This window comes from Lysinibacillus composti, from assembly GCF_016908465.1.
Lineage (GTDB): Bacteria > Bacillota > Bacilli > Bacillales_A > Planococcaceae > Ureibacillus > Ureibacillus composti_A.
On the sequence record NZ_JAFBDY010000003.1, the window covers coordinates 1 to 19470 of the forward strand.

The 19470-nt window shown below is 35.2% G+C and carries 18 protein-coding genes; 4 read left to right on the forward strand and 14 right to left on the reverse strand.

Features of this window, described 5'->3' with window-relative positions:
- Window positions 1-102: 102 nt before the first annotated feature.
- Complete coding sequence (locus JOD29_RS05275; protein ID WP_239585591.1) at window positions 103-492, reverse strand: YlaH-like family protein; 390 nt, start codon at window positions 490-492, stop codon at window positions 103-105.
- A gap of 48 nt (window positions 493-540) precedes the next feature.
- A complete protein-coding gene (gene typA, locus JOD29_RS05280) occupies window positions 541-2388 on the reverse strand; it encodes a translational GTPase TypA (RefSeq protein ID WP_124763599.1) in 1848 nt (615 codons plus the stop codon).
- A gap of 143 nt (window positions 2389-2531) precedes the next feature.
- Between typA and JOD29_RS05285 the strand changes: the two genes are divergently transcribed.
- Window positions 2532-2717, forward strand: a complete 186-nt coding sequence (locus tag JOD29_RS05285; protein WP_124763600.1) for a DUF5325 family protein — start codon at window positions 2532-2534, stop codon at window positions 2715-2717.
- A 94-nt stretch (window positions 2718-2811) separates the two neighbouring features.
- Here the strand turns inward: JOD29_RS05285 and JOD29_RS05290 are convergent, their stop codons facing one another.
- Together JOD29_RS05290 and JOD29_RS05295 are read right to left on the reverse strand one after the other, a co-directional pair.
- Window positions 2812-3603 carry an inositol monophosphatase family protein gene (locus tag JOD29_RS05290; RefSeq protein ID WP_124763601.1) on the reverse strand — a complete coding sequence of 264 codons (792 nt, stop codon included), beginning with the start codon at window positions 3601-3603 and terminating at the stop codon, window positions 2812-2814.
- Between the two features lie 227 nt (window positions 3604-3830).
- Window positions 3831-4028: a hypothetical protein gene (locus tag JOD29_RS05295; protein ID WP_124763602.1), complete on the reverse strand. Its 198-nt coding sequence runs from the start codon at window positions 4026-4028 to the stop codon at window positions 3831-3833.
- Window positions 4029-4139: 111 nt separating this feature from the next.
- Between JOD29_RS05295 and JOD29_RS05300 the strand changes: the two genes are divergently transcribed.
- Window positions 4140-4766 (forward strand): YktB family protein, encoded by a 627-nt coding sequence (locus JOD29_RS05300; RefSeq protein WP_124763603.1) that lies wholly within the window; start codon window positions 4140-4142, stop codon window positions 4764-4766.
- Window positions 4767-5189: 423 nt separating this feature from the next.
- Here the strand turns inward: JOD29_RS05300 and JOD29_RS05305 are convergent, their stop codons facing one another.
- Window positions 5190-5459: a UPF0223 family protein gene (locus JOD29_RS05305; protein ID WP_124763604.1), complete on the reverse strand. Its 270-nt coding sequence runs from the start codon at window positions 5457-5459 to the stop codon at window positions 5190-5192.
- A 20-nt stretch (window positions 5460-5479) separates the two neighbouring features.
- A complete protein-coding gene (locus JOD29_RS05310; RefSeq protein ID WP_124763605.1) occupies window positions 5480-6439 on the reverse strand; it encodes an NAD(P)H-dependent flavin oxidoreductase in 960 nt (319 codons plus the stop codon).
- Between the two features lie 141 nt (window positions 6440-6580).
- Between JOD29_RS05310 and JOD29_RS05315 the strand changes: the two genes are divergently transcribed.
- Window positions 6581-8050: an aminotransferase class I/II-fold pyridoxal phosphate-dependent enzyme gene (locus tag JOD29_RS05315; protein WP_124763606.1), complete on the forward strand. Its 1470-nt coding sequence runs from the start codon at window positions 6581-6583 to the stop codon at window positions 8048-8050.
- 63 nt (window positions 8051-8113) lie between these two features.
- Here the strand turns inward: JOD29_RS05315 and JOD29_RS05320 are convergent, their stop codons facing one another.
- From JOD29_RS05320 to JOD29_RS05355, 8 genes are all read right to left on the reverse strand, one after another.
- Window positions 8114-8791 (reverse strand): LrgB family protein, encoded by a 678-nt coding sequence (locus JOD29_RS05320; RefSeq protein WP_124763607.1) that lies wholly within the window; start codon window positions 8789-8791, stop codon window positions 8114-8116.
- Complete coding sequence (locus JOD29_RS05325; protein WP_124763778.1) at window positions 8788-9351, reverse strand: CidA/LrgA family protein; 564 nt, start codon at window positions 9349-9351, stop codon at window positions 8788-8790. Before JOD29_RS05325 ends, JOD29_RS05320 begins: the two co-directional genes overlap by 4 nt.
- A 144-nt stretch (window positions 9352-9495) precedes the next feature.
- Complete coding sequence (locus JOD29_RS05330; protein ID WP_124763608.1) at window positions 9496-11022, reverse strand: tripartite tricarboxylate transporter permease; 1527 nt, start codon at window positions 11020-11022, stop codon at window positions 9496-9498.
- A gap of 16 nt (window positions 11023-11038) precedes the next feature.
- The gene (locus JOD29_RS05335) at window positions 11039-11488 is read right to left on the reverse strand and encodes a tripartite tricarboxylate transporter TctB family protein (RefSeq protein WP_124763609.1); all 450 of its coding nucleotides are present in this window, start codon (window positions 11486-11488) and stop codon (window positions 11039-11041) included.
- A 69-nt stretch (window positions 11489-11557) separates the two neighbouring features.
- Window positions 11558-12589 carry a tripartite tricarboxylate transporter substrate binding protein gene (locus tag JOD29_RS05340; protein ID WP_124763610.1) on the reverse strand — a complete coding sequence of 344 codons (1032 nt, stop codon included), beginning with the start codon at window positions 12587-12589 and terminating at the stop codon, window positions 11558-11560.
- A 248-nt stretch (window positions 12590-12837) separates the two neighbouring features.
- Entirely contained in the window at window positions 12838-13524 is a 687-nt protein-coding gene (locus JOD29_RS05345; protein WP_124763611.1) for a response regulator, read from the reverse strand.
- Window positions 13517-15121: an ATP-binding protein gene (locus JOD29_RS05350; RefSeq protein ID WP_124763612.1), complete on the reverse strand. Its 1605-nt coding sequence runs from the start codon at window positions 15119-15121 to the stop codon at window positions 13517-13519. The genes JOD29_RS05345 and JOD29_RS05350 overlap by 8 nt, the downstream gene beginning before the upstream one ends.
- Window positions 15122-15297: 176 nt before the next feature.
- Window positions 15298-18366, reverse strand: a complete 3069-nt coding sequence (locus JOD29_RS05355) for an efflux RND transporter permease subunit (protein WP_124763613.1) — start codon at window positions 18364-18366, stop codon at window positions 15298-15300.
- A 107-nt stretch (window positions 18367-18473) separates the two neighbouring features.
- On the opposite strand from JOD29_RS05355, the gene JOD29_RS05360 reads away from it, so the two are divergent.
- Window positions 18474-19328: a TetR/AcrR family transcriptional regulator gene (locus JOD29_RS05360; RefSeq protein ID WP_124763614.1), complete on the forward strand. Its 855-nt coding sequence runs from the start codon at window positions 18474-18476 to the stop codon at window positions 19326-19328.
- Window positions 19329-19470: the final 142 nt, after the last annotated feature.

A 19470-nucleotide genomic window follows, 5' to 3' on the forward strand; every position in this document is an offset into this window, starting at 1 on the left:
TAAAATAAGACTGAAAAATACCCGGAAAATCTCAAAAAGACAAAAGGCCTTCAGAATGAAACCATTCTGAAGGCCTTTTGTCGACAATCTGAAGTGGGCGGCCTACAGGCCGCCCACTTTTTGTTCTTCTCTTTTTTCTCGCCATAATCGAGTTTTATAAATAATTAATATTAAAGCAGCAACTATTAAACCTTCGATCATTGGTAAGAAAAGTGCCAAGAATGTTAACACGATACAGCCTAAGAACAGGAAAATATAGATGATGATATTTCGAGCTATGCCTAATTTCTCTGATCTTGCGAATCCTAACTTATAAACGATTGCTGATAAAAGAAATACTAAGATGAACACAACATAACCAGCAATATCGTAGCTTGGTAAGTTTTCATATAAGAACCTTGCAATACCACCCATACGCCCAAGTACAAATTGTTGTTCATTTGAATTGGTCGGTGCAGATGCTTGAATAAAATTTATTAGGCCAAGGTCCATGGCTTTCATATTCAACAACACCTTTCATCATTTCCCGAAAAATACTAATTATAATTCAGAATTCTTTTTCTTTTTAGCTGCTTTTTCACGTTCGTTTTTATCTAAAATTTGTTTACGTAAACGAATTGATTCTGGTGTTACTTCTAAATACTCGTCATCATTTAAGAATTCTAATGCTTCTTCAAGCGTTAAAATTTTAGGACGTTTAATAACGTTTGTCGCGTCTTTCGTCGCTGAACGTACGTTTGTTTTTTGTTTCATTTTCGTAATATTTACTGTGATATCATTGTCACGAGTATTTTCACCAACAATCATACCTTCGTAAATTTCAGTACCTGGTTCAACGAATAATGTACCACGGTCTTCAATTTGCATCATACCGTAAGTTGTTGATTTACCAGTTTCCATTGAAACTAAAGCACCTTGGTGACGGCCACCTACGCGACCTGCGACAACTGGTGCGTAACTATCAAATGTATGGTTGATAATTCCAAAGCCTTTTGTAAGTGACATAAATTCAGTTGTATAACCGATTAAACCACGAGCTGGTACCATGAAGATTAAACGTACTTGTCCGTTACCTTCATTAATCATATCTAACATTTCACCTTTACGATTACCTAAAGATTCAATGATAGAACCTACGCTTTCTTCAGGAACATCAATTTGAACACGTTCAATTGGTTCACATTTCACACCGTCGATTTCTCTAATAATTACCTGTGGTTTTGAAACTTGTAATTCGAAACCTTCACGACGCATATTTTCAATTAAAATCGATAAGTGAAGTTCACCACGACCCGAAACAGTCCATGCATCTGGAGAATCTGTATCTTCTACACGTAATGAAACGTCTGTTTGTAATTGAGAGCGTAAACGTTCTTCAATTTTACGAGAAGTAACCCATTTCCCTTCACGTCCAGCAAATGGTGAATTATTTACTAAGAATGTCATTTGTAATGTTGGTTCATCAATACGCATTGGTGGTAATGCTTCTAGATGGTCTTGAGGACAAACTGTTTCACCAACATTAATTTCTTCCATACCAGAAACTGCGATTAAATCACCAGAAACTGCTTCTTGAATTTCTTCACGTTTTAAACCGAAGAAACCAAATAATTTTGTGACACGGAAGTTTTTCACTGTACCATCTAGTTTCATCAATGCTACTGATTGTCCTACGTGAATAGTTCCACGGAATACACGGCCAATCCCGATACGTCCTACGAAGTCGTTATAATCAAGTAATGCAACTTGGAATTGTAATGGCTCCTCGCGAGTATCAGCTGGAGCTGGAATTGATTCGATAATTTGTTCGAATAAACATTTCATGTTTTCTTCTTGGTTTGCTGGATCAGCGTCAAGTGAAGCAGTACCGTTTACACCTGAAGCAAATACAACTGGGAAATCTAATTGATCTTCGTCGGCACCTAATTCGATTAATAGGTCAACTACCTCATCTACTACTTCTAATGGTCGAGCTGAATCTTTATCAACTTTGTTTACAACAACGATTGGTGTTAATTTTTGTTCTAATGCTTTTTTCAACACGAATCGTGTTTGAGGCATACAACCTTCATAAGCATCGACAACTAGTAAAACGCCATCAACCATTTTTAAGATACGTTCTACTTCTCCACCGAAATCGGCATGTCCAGGTGTATCTAAAATATTAATTCTTGTATCGTTATATCTAACTGCTGTATTTTTCGCTAAAATTGTAATACCACGTTCACGTTCTATATCATTAGAGTCCATTGCACGTTCTTCAACGTGTTCGTTTGAACGGAAAGTACCTGATTGTTTTAGTAATTGATCGACTAAAGTAGTTTTACCATGGTCAACGTGTGCGATGATTGCAATATTGCGTATATCTTGACGTAAATTTGTTGTCATTATTCCACTCCACATTCTTTTTTCGTATGATTAACTGTGTTATTATATCACAAGAAGACATTATTGTCTTTTTCATATTTTTAACATTTTCTTTTAATCCAATAATCGATTAAATATATGCATTTTTTAGGAGGCAAACAAGCATGAATAAAGCAAAAGTTGTAATGTTTATTTTTGCATTAGCAGCTATTTTATCTATGATGTCAATTGGTTATGCAATTGCAGCAGAAAGTATTTTAGGTGCAATTGCAGGAGTTGTTGCATTATGTGTAATAATGATGACAGGGTTTAAAATGAAACGTAAATTCCGTGAACAAGGGCTTTTATAATAGTAAAACGCTATCATTATTTTTCCACAATATCTACGAACCATTCAAAATAATGAAAATCCGTAAGCGATTATATTAAATCGCTTGCGGATTTTTACTTTTCTTCAATATATCGATCTAATATTAGTTGATGAATGGATGGATTTGCAATAATGAAAGTATCCTGAGATAAAAAATCAAAATCATTTCCATTTAAGTTTGTGGCGATTGCACCTACTTCTTTAGCTATAATTGTGCCACCCCCGATATCCCAAGGAGATAAACGCATCGAAATATACGCATCTAGCTTTCCACTTACAACAAAGGCAATTTCCATTGCTGCTGAACCATATGAACGAGTACCCCTAACTGTTTTCACTAAGTCAATCATTTTTTCATGGTTAATTCGTTTATTTGGGGTCACCCATGTAGCATTTATACCAATTACCGCTTCTTCTATTTTTAAAGGTTTTAATTTTCTTAAAGGCGTATCATTGTACCAGGCACCTTCACCTTCAATGGCATAGAATAAATCTTCTCTCATAACATCGTATATGTATCCAAGTTTACCTATCCCATTAACGAAAAATCCTACTGTTATCATAAAATGTCGATGCTGTTTAACAAAATTCATCGTCCCATCAATTGGATCTAATATCCAAACAGGACCGTCTAAATTTTGAACCTTCTCTCCCATGCCTTCTTCTCCAAGAATTTTATGAGATGGGTCAAAGGATTTTATTTTTTCGATGAAAAATAACTCCGTTTCGCGATCAATATTTGTCACTAAATCATTAGGATCTGATTTTGTCTCGACTACTAATTCATAAGAAAATGTATCTCGTATTAATTTTCCTGCTTCAAAGATTGTTTCCTTTGCAAACTGATCAATCTGTTTTAAATCCAACCATAGTCACCACTTTCCCCATAATTCCCTACTAAGAACCCCTTCTTTTTAAAAACATATGTCTCCGCAGTACATGGAAGTACAAGTGCCAACAATGCGACACGACGTCGCGTTTTTGTTGGCCAGTGCCGAGAGCTGAGCGCCTTTTGCTTTTCTTTATTATAACAAAAAATCACTTGCAGTCCGAATTGAACGCAAGTGATTTTTAAAGAAAGTTGGTATTCCGATCAAACATACGCGTGCAGACCATCTAACTCATCTTGAATTTCTTTCAAACGTTTTTTACATTTTTCCATTTCTTCTTCATTCTTACCTTGCATAGCGGAATAAAGTGATGCTAATTCATAATCGAGCTCTAAACGTAATACATGTTCATATTGCTTCTCGATGTCAACTTTACGTATAATTTTAATCATCTGTTTCATTATGAAATCACTTCCCTTTCCTTTTTAAAAAGTTCCAGTTGCTTGTTACAAGATTTTTCCCAAAAAAACGATAAAATAAACATGAAATTCAAAATGGAGGACTAAAATAAAATGGACGAAATTAAATGGACTAACAAGGACTTTGATGTCTTTACAACAGATGGTTTGGAACAGCGTATGGAAGCACTGACTACCAATGTCCGCCCAAAATTCCAAGAGCTTGGTGAAAAGTTTACAAGCTTTCTTAGTGTTAATACAGGAAATGAGTTTTTCCCTCATGTAGCTAAACATGCAAGGAGAACAATCAACCCCCCAAAAGATTCTTGGGTAGCTTTTTCCACATATAAGCGTGGATATAAATCGTTACCTCATTTTCAGATTGGGCTTTGGAGCACTCACTTATTCATTTGGGTAGCAATAATTTATGAGGCTTCAGAAAAAGATACAATGGCAAACAGATTACTTCAAAATATTGAGGTTTTTGATAAGTTGCCTGACGATTTTGTTATATCGGGTGATCATATGAAGCCTGATGCACTCTCCTTAGTTGAATCTAAAGAAGATACATTAGAACAATTATTAGTTCGTCTACGTGACGTCAAAAAAGGAGAATTTTTAGTAGGTCGACAAATACCACGTGAGGAAGCAGTAACTCTTTCTTCAGATGAGTTTTTAAAGCTCACAGAAGAAACATTTGAGAAGCTACTGCCGATATATAACGTAATCATCGGTAGATAACATAGGCAGAAATGATTTACTTTTGATGTCTAGCTGAGTGGGGCTCTTTTGGGTATGCGATCGCTTTAACTTCTCTGGAGAAAGTAAATACATCTTAACAAGAAGCACCGTCTAAGGATGGACGAGTGGTGATGTTCAAAAAACGATGAACCCTCGTTTCTAGAAGTTAAGACGTGGCGAATCATGATGTGGTTGCAATACTTCAGCTGGCAAGCCCACTCTTGCTTTTCTTTTCTGGGTTGTATAATTAATATGCTCGAAATGATAGCAAACATTACTCAATTCTACTGTCTTCTTGTTGTTTTTTTAAACTTATTTAAGAATAATTCTTATATAAGAAGCATATACATTGCTTGGTCAAACGAATAATTTACTTATAAAAAAGGGATGCCATTAAATTTGGCATCCTTTTTTATAGGTAAATTAAATTTTAATTAGTTGACCGTCTTCTAATTCTTTTGCTTTTTTTACAACATGATAGCTAACATAATTACTAACCTCTTCAAAATCACGAAAAACTGATTTTTCTTCCGACTGTGAAGGTACGATTTCTTTAAAACGACGATATCTCGCCAACATATCTTCCCGTTTAATTCCTTTTTCATAGGCTTGTTCAACACCTTCAAAGAACTTAACCACATCTATTATTTCTTCTGTTGACCAATCAGGCAAAATTGGGTATGAATATTCCATTATTTAAACCTTCTTTCTGTTTATTGACCCCATTTTAAGCGTACTTCTTTTGCATCTGCAAGCATTCTGTCAAATAGCTCTTGTACTGTTGGAATATCTTTGATCATTCCAGTTACTTGTCCAGCCCATCCAAACCCATTTGATTCTTCTCCACTATATATAAAGTTTTTGTTTGCTTCTCCACTGATATACTCTTTTAATGCTTCATATGTCGGTGTTTCATTTTCAATTTCTAAAATTCGCTCTGTAAAAGCGTTACGAAGCACTCTTGCAGGCGCTCCAATAGAACGTTTAATTATTGTTGTATCTGTTTCTGTACTTTTTAGCAGCGCTTCTTTATAGGCTAATGAAGCATGTACACATTCTTTTGTTGCAATAAAACGTGTCCCCATTTCAATTCCTTCCGCCCCTAATGCATGGGCTGCCATCCATCCACGTCCATCCCCGATTCCACCTGATGCAATTACGGGGATGGAAACGCTATCTACCACTTGTGGAACTAGCACGAACGTCCCTATATCATCTCTACCTAAATGTCCCCCACCTTCTTGCCCTACAACAATAACAGCATCGGCTCCAAGTTTTTCAGCCTTTTGTGCTTGACGAGTAGCAGCGACAAGAACCAATTTTTTAATATCGGTCCCTTTTAACAATTCAAAAATAGGCGCTGGATTTCCACCTGTCATCGATATGGCAGGTACCTTTTCTTCAATTGCAACTTTAACCATTTCCTCGTAACCTTGGCCATGGTTTCCAATAGCAAAATTCACACCAAATGGTCGATCTGTTTTTTCACGAACTTTGTGAATTTCTTCACGTAGTAATTCAGGTGATTTCAGACTCATTGCTGTAATCTGACCAAGTCCCCCTGCATTAGATACTGCAGCTGCTAAATCCGCATAAGCTAAGTAAGCAAGTCCTCCTTGAATTATAGGGTATTGTATGTTAAAAATATCAGTGATACGTGTTTGCCAATTCAACTGTATTCCTCCTTAACTCTCTTGTTTGTTTTAATTTCGACACATAACTAAAATTTCCTTTAATTTTATATAGTCAGTAGTTGTAATAGGTGCTATAATTTCATTTGTTTTCTATTTTATTTAAGTGAGGTGGTACCTGCGTTGTCACAATTAGAGACTCCTTTGTTCGACGTTTTACTCAAGCATCGAAATAGACATCCAATTCAATTCCACATACCAGGACATAAAAAAGGCCAAGGAATGGACCCTGCATTTCGAGAGTTCGTCGGCGACAACGTTTTATCTATTGATTTAATTAATATTGCTCCACTAGATGATTTACATTCACCTAAAGGCGCTATTAAAGAAGCTCAAAAATTAGCTGCTGAAGCCTTTGGTGCTGATCATACATTCTTTTCCGTTCAAGGTACTAGTGGCGCTATAATGGCTATGATTATGGCCGTAGTAGGCCCAGGAGATAAAATTTTGGTACCACGGAATGTTCATAAATCTACAATGTCTGCAATTGTATTAGCAGGAGCAATTCCGATCTTCATTCACCCTGAAGTTGATAAAGAATATGGAATTGCACATGGTATTTCTGCTGAATCAGTTGAAAAGGCATTAAATACTTACCCAGATGCTAAAGCAATGCTTGTGATTAACCCAACATATTTCGGTTTCGCAGCAGATTTAAAACGCATTGTTGAATTAGCACATGATCGAAATATTCCTGTAATTGTTGATGAAGCACATGGGGTTCATATTAAATTCCATGATGAGTTGCCAATTTCTGCAATGGAAGCAGGTGCAGATATGGCAGCAACAAGTGTTCATAAATTAGGTGGTTCATTGACAGGAAGCTCTGTGTTAAATGTACGTGAAGGATTGGTTACTGTTAACCGCGTTCAATCCATCTTATCGATGTTAACGACAACTTCGACATCATATCCACTTTTAGCTTCCTTAGATACTGCAAGACGTCAATTAGCAGTACATGGTTATGATTTAATAGACAATGCAATCAGACTTGCAAAAGATGCACGTAAAAGAATTAATAAGATTCCACATTTAAAATGTGCTGGTCGTGAAACATTGCACTCTTCAGCAACATTTGACATGGACCCTACAAAATTACTGATTAGTGTAAAAGACTTAGGGATTACAGGTCATCAAGCCGAAGAATGGTTACGATACAACGCAAATATTGAAGTAGAATTATCTGACCTTTATAACATCCTTTGTCTCGTTACATTAGGTGATACGAAAAAGGAAATTAACTTACTAATTAACGCATTGCAACGAATGTCAGTTGCTTATGAATCGGAAGCAACAATTACAGAAACATTTGTAAATGTTCCTGATATTCCGGCTCTTGCTATGTCACCTCGTGATGCTTTTTACGCATCCACTGAAGTGATTCCATTCAAAGATTCCGCAGGTTTTATTTGTGCAGAATTTATTATGGTTTACCCTCCTGGGATTCCAATTTTCATTCCAGGTGAAGTGATCACAGAAGAAAATATAAAGTATATTCAAATGAATGTCGATGCAGGCTTACCTGTTCAAGGGCCTGAAGACCGTACGTTACAAACAATCCGTGTAATTAAAGAACGTAAGCCAATTTATTAATATGAATAAGTCAACGTAAAAAAGCATTCTAGAACATCATAATCTAGAATGCTTTTTGTATTTTTAAAAGAATATAAATACAAAGATTGGACAGATTACCGCACCGATTACCGCGCTAAGCCCCATCGAAATTGAACCAATCGATAGATCTTCCTCACCATAATCCTGTAGTTTCGAAATACCTACACCGTGACTAGCACTCCCCATAGAAATCCCTCGACTAATAGGCGAAATGATTTTACCGATTTTATAAACAAGAGGTCCAAATATTGCTCCTACAAACCCCGCAATCATGACCAACACTGCAGTTAGAGGGGGGATTCCTCCAATCGATTGACTAACTTGCATTGCAACTGGTGTTGTTAAGGATTTAGGCAAGGAAGTTAAAATTAAATCTGGGTCCAACTTGAATAACTTTAACATAACAAATACACTAATTAAGCCACTAATCATCGCGATTAAAATACCTGATACAATCGTATATTTATATTTCATGACCAATTCTCGTTGATTATATAAAGGGTATGCAAGAGCCACAACAGCTGGCCCTAATAAATGCTGGATATATTGCCCACCTTCCATATAATCTTCAAATGGAATATTGAAGATTAATAGCCCCACTACTAGAACAATTGTAGAGGTTACAATAGGCATTAAAAATGGATAGGTGAAACGTTTATGGAGTTTCATCATTAATAAAAATACAATGATTGTAATTGCAATAAAGAGAACAGCTTTCAATTCTCAAATCCCCCTTTCCCAGTTTCTACTTTTTCCAATTCTTCATCCAATTCTTCTTTTACACCTTCAGAGTGATCTTTTTCTACTTCTTTAGAGTGTTCTTCTTCAGAGTGTTCGTTTCCAACAACGACGTCTTCAGAATGTTCTTTTTCAATTTCCTCTTCTTCCATTTCTTCTTTATCCGATTCTTTCAATTTTGCAGCTAATTCTTTCTTTTCAATCTTTTGTGTTATGAAACTAGTAATATAAATGACAAAAAGTGTACTGATCATCACAGTAGCTATTAAAATAAAACCATCTAATGAAAGTAGTTGAGGATAGTCAATAATCCCTGCCATGGGCGGAATAAAAAATAATGTCATAAATCCAATTAAAAAGCTCGATCCATCACGTATATATTCGACTTTTATCCATTTCAATTGTAAACAGAGAACCAATACTAGCAGTCCTAAAACACTCGCTGGTAATGGTAATCCAGTTATTTCTACTATGAAAACACCTATATAATAAAATACGTATAATATTAAAATTTGTGTAATGATTCTTACAATCCTCATCATCAGGCAATAAAAAGTAAAAACAAACTTTCCTATTGCCACTCACCCCCTCAATAAACGATATTTTACCCCTATAGAAATTCGTTGTCTATAATTCTTCTGAAATAAATAAAAGAGACAAAGAACATGTTCTTTGTCTCCGCAGTATTATTCCTCTTCATTTACAATTACTTTTTTACCTGTTAATTTTAAAATTAATGGGATCAAGATCCAAGCAAGAGCGATTATTAAGAATACTAATGACAATGGACTTGTCACAAAAATACTCCACTCACCATTCGATATAGTTAAAGCACGACGCATATTGTTTTCAATCATCGGTCCTAAAACTAACGCTAAAACTAATGGTGCAACTGGATAGTCATTTTTTGTAAATAAGTAACCAAATATACCACAAGCAAGTATCAAATACAGATCAAATGTAGAGTATTGAACTGCATAAACACCAAAGAAGGAGATCGCTATGATAATTGGTAATAAATATTTTTTTGGTGTTTGAATGATTTTAGCAAAAACTTTAACTAATGGCATATTTAATATTAACAAAATCAAATTTCCGAAGAACATACTTGCGATAAGACCCCAAGCAATCTCTGGATGATCGTCGAATAGTAATGGACCTGGCTGTACGTTATACATAATAAGAGCACCCATTAGAATTGCTGTTGTTCCCGAACCTGGGATCCCAAGGGTTAGAAGCGGAATCATAGCTCCTCCCGATGCGGCATTATTTGCCGATTCAGGACCAGCAACACCCGCGATATTTCCTTTACCAAAGGAGTCTGGATTTTTACTAAACTTTTTCTCAGTTATATAAGAAAAGAATGATGCTAAAGTAGCACCAGCTCCTGGAAGTACGCCGATAAAGAAGCCCAATAATGATCCTCTGGCAATTGGTTTTGCACTATCTTTTAAATCCTTTTTTGTTGGTAAAACGCGACTAATTTTTGCAATTGACCCGTCTTCAGTTTCTTTCTCTAAAATAGTTTTAAAGACTTCCCCTAATGCAAATAATCCCACTGCAATTGTTAAAAATTCAAGTCCGCCATATAACACTGGAATATCATATGTAAATCTTGCAATCCCAGATACTGCGTCGATTCCTATAGTACCTAGTAATAGCCCGAGAACCGTCATAATTAATGCTTTCGTCATCGATTTTCCTGCAAGACCACTTACTGCACATAACCCTAAAAGCATTAACGAAAAGTATTCTGCGGGACCAAATTCTAATGCTATGTTAGATAAAGGCTCTGCTAATAATACTAATCCTATTAGTGAAATAATCCCTGCAACAAATGAACCAATCGCAGCAATTGATAACGCAGCACCTGCTCTACCTTGTTGAGCCATTTGATAACCATCAAGTGCTGTAACAACTGAAGATGATTCACCCGGTGTATTTAATAAAATAGAAGTAGTAGATCCTCCATACATTGCTCCATAATATACGCCCGCAAGTAGAATAATTGAACTCGCAGCCGCTGATTCAGTTGGCATTCCAGATGTTAAAGTAGCCGTAACGGGTATTAATAGCGCTACTCCACTCATTGGGCCAATACCTGGTAAAACACCAACAGCTGTACCAATTATAACACCAACAAGAGCAAATAATATGTTATGCCACTGTAAAGCAGTAGCAAATCCATCCATTAAAAATTGAATTGTGCCCATTTACATCCCCCTCTCTTTAGAACAAAGAAAACTTCGGTAAAGATCCTCCAAGTAAACTTACGTACATAAAATACACACCAAATGTGAAAATTGCTGAAATGATAATTGTTGATAAAATTTTCCCTTTTTCCATAACTTGAAAAGCAATTAATAAAAATAGGAATGTAGAAAGTACGTAACCAATAATTTCTAGTAAAAATACATATAAGATTGCAGAAATAAAAATAACTCCAAATTTCTTATAATCGAAATCAGCTTTTTCTTTACTTTCTGCTTTGCTTTTAAAAGATTCATATAACAAACGTAAACTTAAAAGGCCTAATATAATTCCTAAAATCAAAGGATATGTTTTTGGACCGATTGCAGATCCATAGGCACTTCCTGATATTTTTAAACTTTCTAATACAAATAAAATACTAATAATTAATAAGATAATACCGGTGCCTTTATCGAATGTTTTTGACATAGACTAGCCTCCGTTCTATTAAAAAGAGCTGTCCTTTAAGACTCTTGCTTATTGGACAGCATCCATTGATTATTTATGCATTTCTAGAGCTTCTAGTAATTCACCGATTACATTTTCTTGTTCACCTAAGAACTCCGTAAACTCTTGTGCATTACGATATTCCGCTTGCCATCCACTTCGTTCTAATTCTGCTTTCCATTCATCAGTTTCTACCATTTCACCTAGCTTTGTTGACCAATATTCAACAGCTTCTTCCGACATTTCTTTTGGTCCAAATAGACCTCTCCAAATTGTGAACTCTGCTTCAATACCAAGTTCCTGGAATGTTGGAACTTCTGCTAATACTCCAGAAAGTCGTTCTGTTGAACTCACTGCTAATACTTTTACATCACCAGATTTTACATATTCACCAATCGATGAGGCATCAGTTGCGATTACATCCGCATTGCTACCTAATAGAGCAGCAATCGCTTCTCCACCGCCATCATAAGAAACATACTTTACAACTTTTGGGTCAATTCCATATTTATAGGCTGGTAAAATTCCAACTAAATGATCCATTGAACCTGGTGCTGAACCGCCCGCCATAGTTATTGATTTTGGATCAGCTTTAATCGCATCTAATAACTCAGTTAAGCTGTTATAAGGTGAATCTGCTTTTACAACAATTGCTCCGTAATCTCGTGTTAATTGAGCAAGCGGTGTTGTATCTTTGTAACCGTAAGGACTATTTCCTTCTGCTTTTAAATTATTAATAAGAATTGGTGGTGACTTTGCCATTAACATATAATCATTGTCAACTTCTTTAGTTGCATATTCCGCCATAAAAACAGCACCACCACCACCTGGTCTGTTTTCTACTGTAATCGGTTTATCAATTAAATCAGTTTCTGACATAACTTTTGAAATCGCACGTGCTGTTAAATCCCAACCACCACCTGCTCCTGATGGCGCAACAATTGTAATGTTTGAATTTGGGTAACCAGTAGAACTTGCTTCTCCATCTACTGCCTTTGTCCCATCTGTTTTTGTGTCTCCACTACATGCTGCTAGAATTACAGACAATGTAAGCGCGAAACAAAGTAATAATAACTTCTTCATTCGTAATACTCCCCCTTTGTATACACCTATCTTTAATGTGATGTATAACATTAAAATAATGTAAGCGGTTTCTAAATACAATAAAAGGAAAATAAAATGATATTAGTTCCAATAAGTATAATTTTGTTCATAATGTTCACGGAATGATCAATTCATGGACCTACAATATTAAAATAAATTGAATCTATTAACATAAAAAAATACAACTCACATCTATATAAATAAATGTTTGTTGTATTTTTAACTTATTAATCTTCAACTAAAATATATCTTCTTTCTGGTCGACCCACTGTTCCGTAAATTAAATCCGTATATACTTTTTGTTCAGATACTAAATGCTCCAAGTAACGGCGGGCAGTTGATCTACTTAATCCCATATCTTTCCCTAACTTTTCTGCTGTTGTTCCTTTGGGACATGAAACTAAAAACTCTACTATCTTACTTCTTGTAATCACATCAATCCCTTTTGGTGTAACTTCACCAAAACTAGGATCCTTAGATGTTGACCAGATTTCGTTAATTTCGTGTTCTTCAAGACGCGAATTTTTTTCAAGTAACTGCCTTTTTGAATAATAGGTTTCCAAACATTCTTTAAATTTTTCAAATGTTACTGGTTTTAATAAATAATCAAAAACACCACCACGAAATGCCTTTTTTAAAATTTCAGTTTCTGAAGCCGCAGTAATGAAAATAATGTCAGTTTCCGGGCTATTTTTTTTAATAAAGTCTAAAATATCCGTCCCTAATTTGTCTGGAAAAAACACATCTAATAGAACTAAATCTGGCTTCACAGTGTCTACCCAATCAAAAGCTTCTTCTGCATTATTCGCGACTCCAATGTTTTGAAAACCATTAATTTTCTCAATAAACTTTTGGTGAATTGTTGCAATTCTTTTATCATCTTCAACGATGAGTACCTCAACTGTGTCATTCATAACTATTCTCCCCCTTAGGAATCTCAATTATAAATAATGCCCCTCCTAAATCCCCTTCTTCTGTATAAATTTCGCCATCTAACTCTTCTAGATTTTCTTTTACTTTCAATAATCCAAACCCATGTTGATGACTACTATTTTTTGTGGAAATTCTTTTTTCAAAAAGCCTATCTCTTACTTCACGATTGATCCCTTTTCCACTATCTTCTACCTCCATTAATAAAACATTGCCATTATCCAATATTAAGACACGAACCATTCGTTCATCCTCAGGTAAATGTTCCACTGCTTCAAAAGCATTCGTTACTAAGTTCCCAATGATTGAGACAAAAAGATGCTTTTGTATATGTATCGGAAGGAGCTCTAGTTTACTATCTTCATCAAGAATAAATTTCACCTTTAATTCTTTGGCTCTATTAAAAAAACCTATCAAAATACCACTAATAAAAGGATCTTGTAACCTTTCAGATATAAAATGAATTAAACTTCCCTGTACCTCCCGCTCACTATGTATTAATTCTAGTGCTGAATCATAATTCTTTAATTGTATAAGCCCTGAGATTGTATATAAAAAGTTATTATATTCATGTGTTTGAGATCTAAGTGCTTCGGTATATTTTTTCACTTGAGAAAGTTCCAATGCTAAACGGTCAATTTCCGATTGCAGACGAAAGCTCGAGACAGCCCCAACTACCTTTTCACCACTTAATAATGGGATTCGATTCACTAGCACGTCTTTACCTTTCAACTTCATCGTTCGATCAAGCTGTTTCTCTCCAGTTAATAAAACTTCAAACATTTGTGTATTTGGGATAACTTGGCGGATATCCTTTCCAATTAATTGAACAGTTTCATCAATAGCTAAAGCCTTATAGGCTGCAGAATTTATCACGGTAATTTGGCCTTTTTCATCAACCATAATTATAGCTTCTCGAACAGATTCAATTAGTGTATTTTGTTGTTTTAACAGTTCTGCAATTTCAATGGGCTCATAATTTAGTAATTCCTTTTTTAACCTTGAAGATAAAATAGAAGCGAAAATAGATCCAATGATCACAATAAGAATAATCATTATTAAATTATCATTTGAATACTTCGAGAAAATAGCGCTAATATCGGTTTTTAAAAATCCTACTGATATAACCCCAATGATGGTACCATCTCTACCGATTACAGGAGTTTTTCCTCTTATTGCTTCTCCAAGCGTTCCCTTTGCTTCTGAAATATAAGATAATCCCTTTTCTAAAACTCCTGCATTATCATTACCTACCATTTTCTCACCGATACGCTCTTCGACTGGATGAGCATATCGAATTCCTTCATTATTACCAATTACAACATATTCTGCATCTGTTTCGATTCGGATTTTCTCAGCAATTGGTTGCAGTACCTCTGCTGGATTCTCAGCATAAAAACCAGCTATAACATCAGGACGATTAGCTGTCGTCTTTGCAATTTGTAAGGCCTTTAACCCAATTTCATCTTTAATGGCATTGGATAAAGTGAAATAAAATGATAACCCTGTCGCAATTGAGATGAGTAAGATAATAACAATATTAGAGAAAAATAGTTTTGACTGAATCGAATGTAATCTCATTTTATCCCCCAAAATTTAATACTGTAAATTCTATTTTATCTTAATTATAGGTAATAGTTTGAATAGTTTGTAGTTTCTTTTCAACTTCTTTGATTAAATTTAAACTTTTAAATTTAATTTATAAAGAAAAAAACTACCTAGTGAAAGTAGTTACAATCACTAAGTAGTTTTGAAAACTAATCTTCTTCTATTTGAACTCGGTTTTTCTTCAGCAATTTAGATAAAATATCATATACTATTGGTACGATAATGAGTGTTAAGATAGTTGAACTTAATAAACCACCGATTACCGTAACACCTAATCCTTTAGAGATTAATCCGCTACCTTCTGCCCCAATTGCTAATGGAATTAATGCCCCGATTGTTGCAATTGCAGTCATAAGAATTGGTCGTAAACGTGTTGCCCCTGCTTCTAAAATTGCATCGCGTCTAGGCATACCAGCATGTTCCATATGGATGATTCGATCCACAAGAACAATCGCATTCGTTACAACAATCCCAATTAACATAAGCATCCCCATCAATGCCGGCACTGAGATTGTTTCTCCTGCAATCCATAGCCCTACAAGCGCACCAATTACAGTAAACGGTAACGAGAATAGAATAGCAAATGGTGCTAAACCTTCACCAAATGTAACTACTAAGATAAAGTATACAATGGCAATTGCCGCTAACATTGCAAAAGCAAGCTGTGTAAACGCTTCTTGCATATCAGCCGTTACCCCTGCCGTTCCAACTTCAACACCCTTTGGTAATTTTAATTGATCAATCTTTTCTTTTACTTCATTAGATGCTTCTGTTACGTCTTTTGTTGTTACTGTACCAGAAACTGATGCATATAATTGTCCTTTGCTTCGAGAAATTGTATTAGATACAGTACCTTCTGATACGTCTACAATGTCTCCTAATTTTACAGTTGAACCTGATGCAGTTGGTACTTGTTGATCCATTAATTCATCAAATGATCCAACAAGATCTTTATCTTTTTGTACAATCACTTCGATGTCTTTTCCGTCTTTTTCAATCTTAGTAACGACATCTTCTTGTTCGTTCGGGTTAAACATCATGGCAATTTGCACTGTCGATAAACCATATTGAAGCAATGTTTGTTGATCAAACTTTAATGTGTATTCATCATATCTCTCAGAAAGGCTAGAAGAAACATCTTTTAAGTTTCCTGACTCTTCCATAATATCTTCAACTTGACCAACAACTTCTTCTACTTCACTTAACTGATCACCGTAAACAGTATAGCTTAATTCATTGTTTGACATCGACATATTAAAGTTTTGGCTTTTCCATGTACCGGTTTGATCAAGCTCTTTGATATATTCTTCTACTTCCGTTTTTACATCACTAAAGTCTTTAGTGTCAGGGTCAAAGATAATATACATCAAAGCACCATCTGTACCGCCACCCATCATCGCATTGGCATTTCCTCCAACCGAAACTTGAATAGTCTCAACATCTTCTCTTTCCATCATCTTTTGTTCAACAACACCGACATTTTCTAGTGTCTTGTCTCGTAATTCACCAGCTTCAGGCGTGTAAGTAACATACATTACTTTTTCTTCGTCTCCTGGGATAAAACTAAATCCAACAACAGGTGCTAGGAACAAACTTGCGACAAGTAAGATTATGGCAATACTTGAAGTGACAATTTTATGATTTAATGTCCAAGCTAAGATAGATTTATAAGTTTGCGCTAACTTGCTTTTTCGTTCTTTTTGAGAAACTTTTTTGTCAGCATATAATTGTTTTTTAAACAAAGTATGAGAAAGCGTTGGAACGACTGTTATTGCAACAATTAAGGATGCAACTAAAGCAAACGTCATAGTTAATGCAAATGGCATAAATAGTTCGCCGACCATCCCACCAACAAATACTAGAGGTGCAAATACTGCTACCGTAACGAGTGTTGATGAAAGGATTGGAATAAACATTTCAATAGTTGCGGATCTTACTAACGCACGACCCTTTAATTTTTCATCTTTTAAATGTAATCTTCGATAAATATTTTCCACTACAACAATCGAGTCATCTATTACCCGACCAATCGCAACCGTCATCGCACCTAACGTCATAATATTCAATGTAATATCTAAAGAATAGAGAGCAGTAAAGGCAATTAATAATGATAACGGAATCGAAATTACCGAAATAATTGTAGATTTAATATCACGTAAAAATAGTAAAATGATCACAATTGCAAAACCAGCACCAAACAACGCTTTACTCAACATTGTCTCAACTGATTTTTCAATTGGCTCTCCTTGGTCAAGTGTCGTGTCAATTTTCAAACCATCAATCGAGGATTGTAATTCCTTCGCAATATCTTTTGCTTCATTAACTACCTCAACTGTATTAGCTTCTTGTCCTTTTACGATTTGAATGGCAATTGATTCTTTACCATTCGTACGTGAAACAGATTCAACTTTCCCTACCATTTCAATTTTTGCGATATCTCCTAAAGTCACAAATGGAGCTGGGTTTTGTTCTGTTGGTGTAACGGGAATGACCAGCTCTTTCAACGCATCCACTGAAGTTACTTTCCCATCAACTACTATTGATTGCTCTTTTTCTTCAAAAGGATACAAACCAAGCGGCACTCTTACATCGCTTGCCTGAATCATTTGTTTTACATTATCCTCTGTTAAGCCCAAAGAAGCCATTTTTGCTTCATCGTATGTTAATTCAATTTCATTGATTTGCTGCCCAGAAATTGAAACTGAGGAAACACCATCAATTCCTTCGAATTTAGGAGCAACTACTTGTTCAACTGTTTCCGTTAATTCAACAATATCTTCCGATTCACTTGAAACACTAAGGGCAAGAATTGGAAATGCATTAATTGTAATCCTTGCAATAGTTGGATCCTGTGCTGTTTCAGGTAACGGAATATTGTCCAAAATTGATTTGATTTCCCGTTCTGCTTCAGCCATATCTGTGCCATAATCATACTCAATTTGAACATTTGACATATTTGAATAGGACGTTGAAGTAACCGTTGATACTCCCTTTAAATTGGTCACTGCTTTTTCCATTGGAATAGAAATATCATCCATGACTTGTTCAGGTGTTGCACCTGGATATACGGTCATCACCGTTACAACTGGAATTGAGATATCCGGGATGGTTTCCATTTTCATTCTTGATGCTGAAAAAATCCCTGCACCCATTAATATAATCGCTAAAAGCCATACAGCTAATTTATTTTTTACAACAAAATTGATAATCCCTTTCACTTCGGCACCTACCTTTTTGACTTATCGGTCACATTTACATATAATAATGACTATTCGGTCACGTGTCAATTTACATCTATTTTTTTACCCATGACGGAGGAAAAAATGTGTCTAAAAAAAGAATGATAATGGAGAAAGCCATTGAACTTTTTTCACAAAATAGTATCGAAACAACCTCGATCCAGGATATAACTACTGCATGTGGCATCTCTAAAGGTGCATTCTATTTAAGCTTTAAATCAAAGGATGACTTGCTAGTCGAAATTGTTGATTACTTTATGAAGAAAATCATTTTGAAACATAATATTGTGTTAAATGATCCAATCTCTGGAGAGGAAAAGCTACGCAAGTTTTTTTATTCCAACTTTAAGCTTCTAGAAGAGAATTACTCATTTATTACAATGAGTATGAGAGAACAATTACACCCAATTAATGACCAAATCGTCCAAAAGTTAAACGAATTTAGTGCAATAATTGATGAAACTATTTTAATATTAATCAGCGAAACCTATGGAAACCTAATAGGTGAAAAAAAGTTCGATTTATTAACATCAATTAAAGGCCTTATGTGGAGCTTTACAGAATTTATTGCTACACATCCTGCGCAATACGATTTAGAAAAACTCACAGACACTCTTGTGGAAAAAACAAATATTTTAGCCAAACATAGTTCAATGCAGTTTCTAAATGAATCGATATGGCGTTCAAAATCTACTCAATTTAATCGAATCGAGATTTCGAAAGAAAAAATATTAGAGGAACTAGAACGAAATAATGAAACAACCGAGCATTCTCCCATTATTATAGAATCACTTCAACTATTAAAATTCGAACTCCATACACCCTCTCCCCGTTTAGCTATCTTACTTGGACTCACAGCCAATCTTCAGCAACGTGATGAATTCTCTTGGCTTACCTTTTTAATTAAGCAATACACTGCTACTTTGGGAAATGACTCGTAATGAAGTTAAATTCGTGAAGCAATTGTTTACATTCGAATGTTTAAGAGGTGGAGTTCTAAATAAAATTAACAAGATTTATGCAATCGAAATCCCTTAGTTAAACGAAATATAAAAAGGGACTGTCTTTTCGGACAGTCCCTTT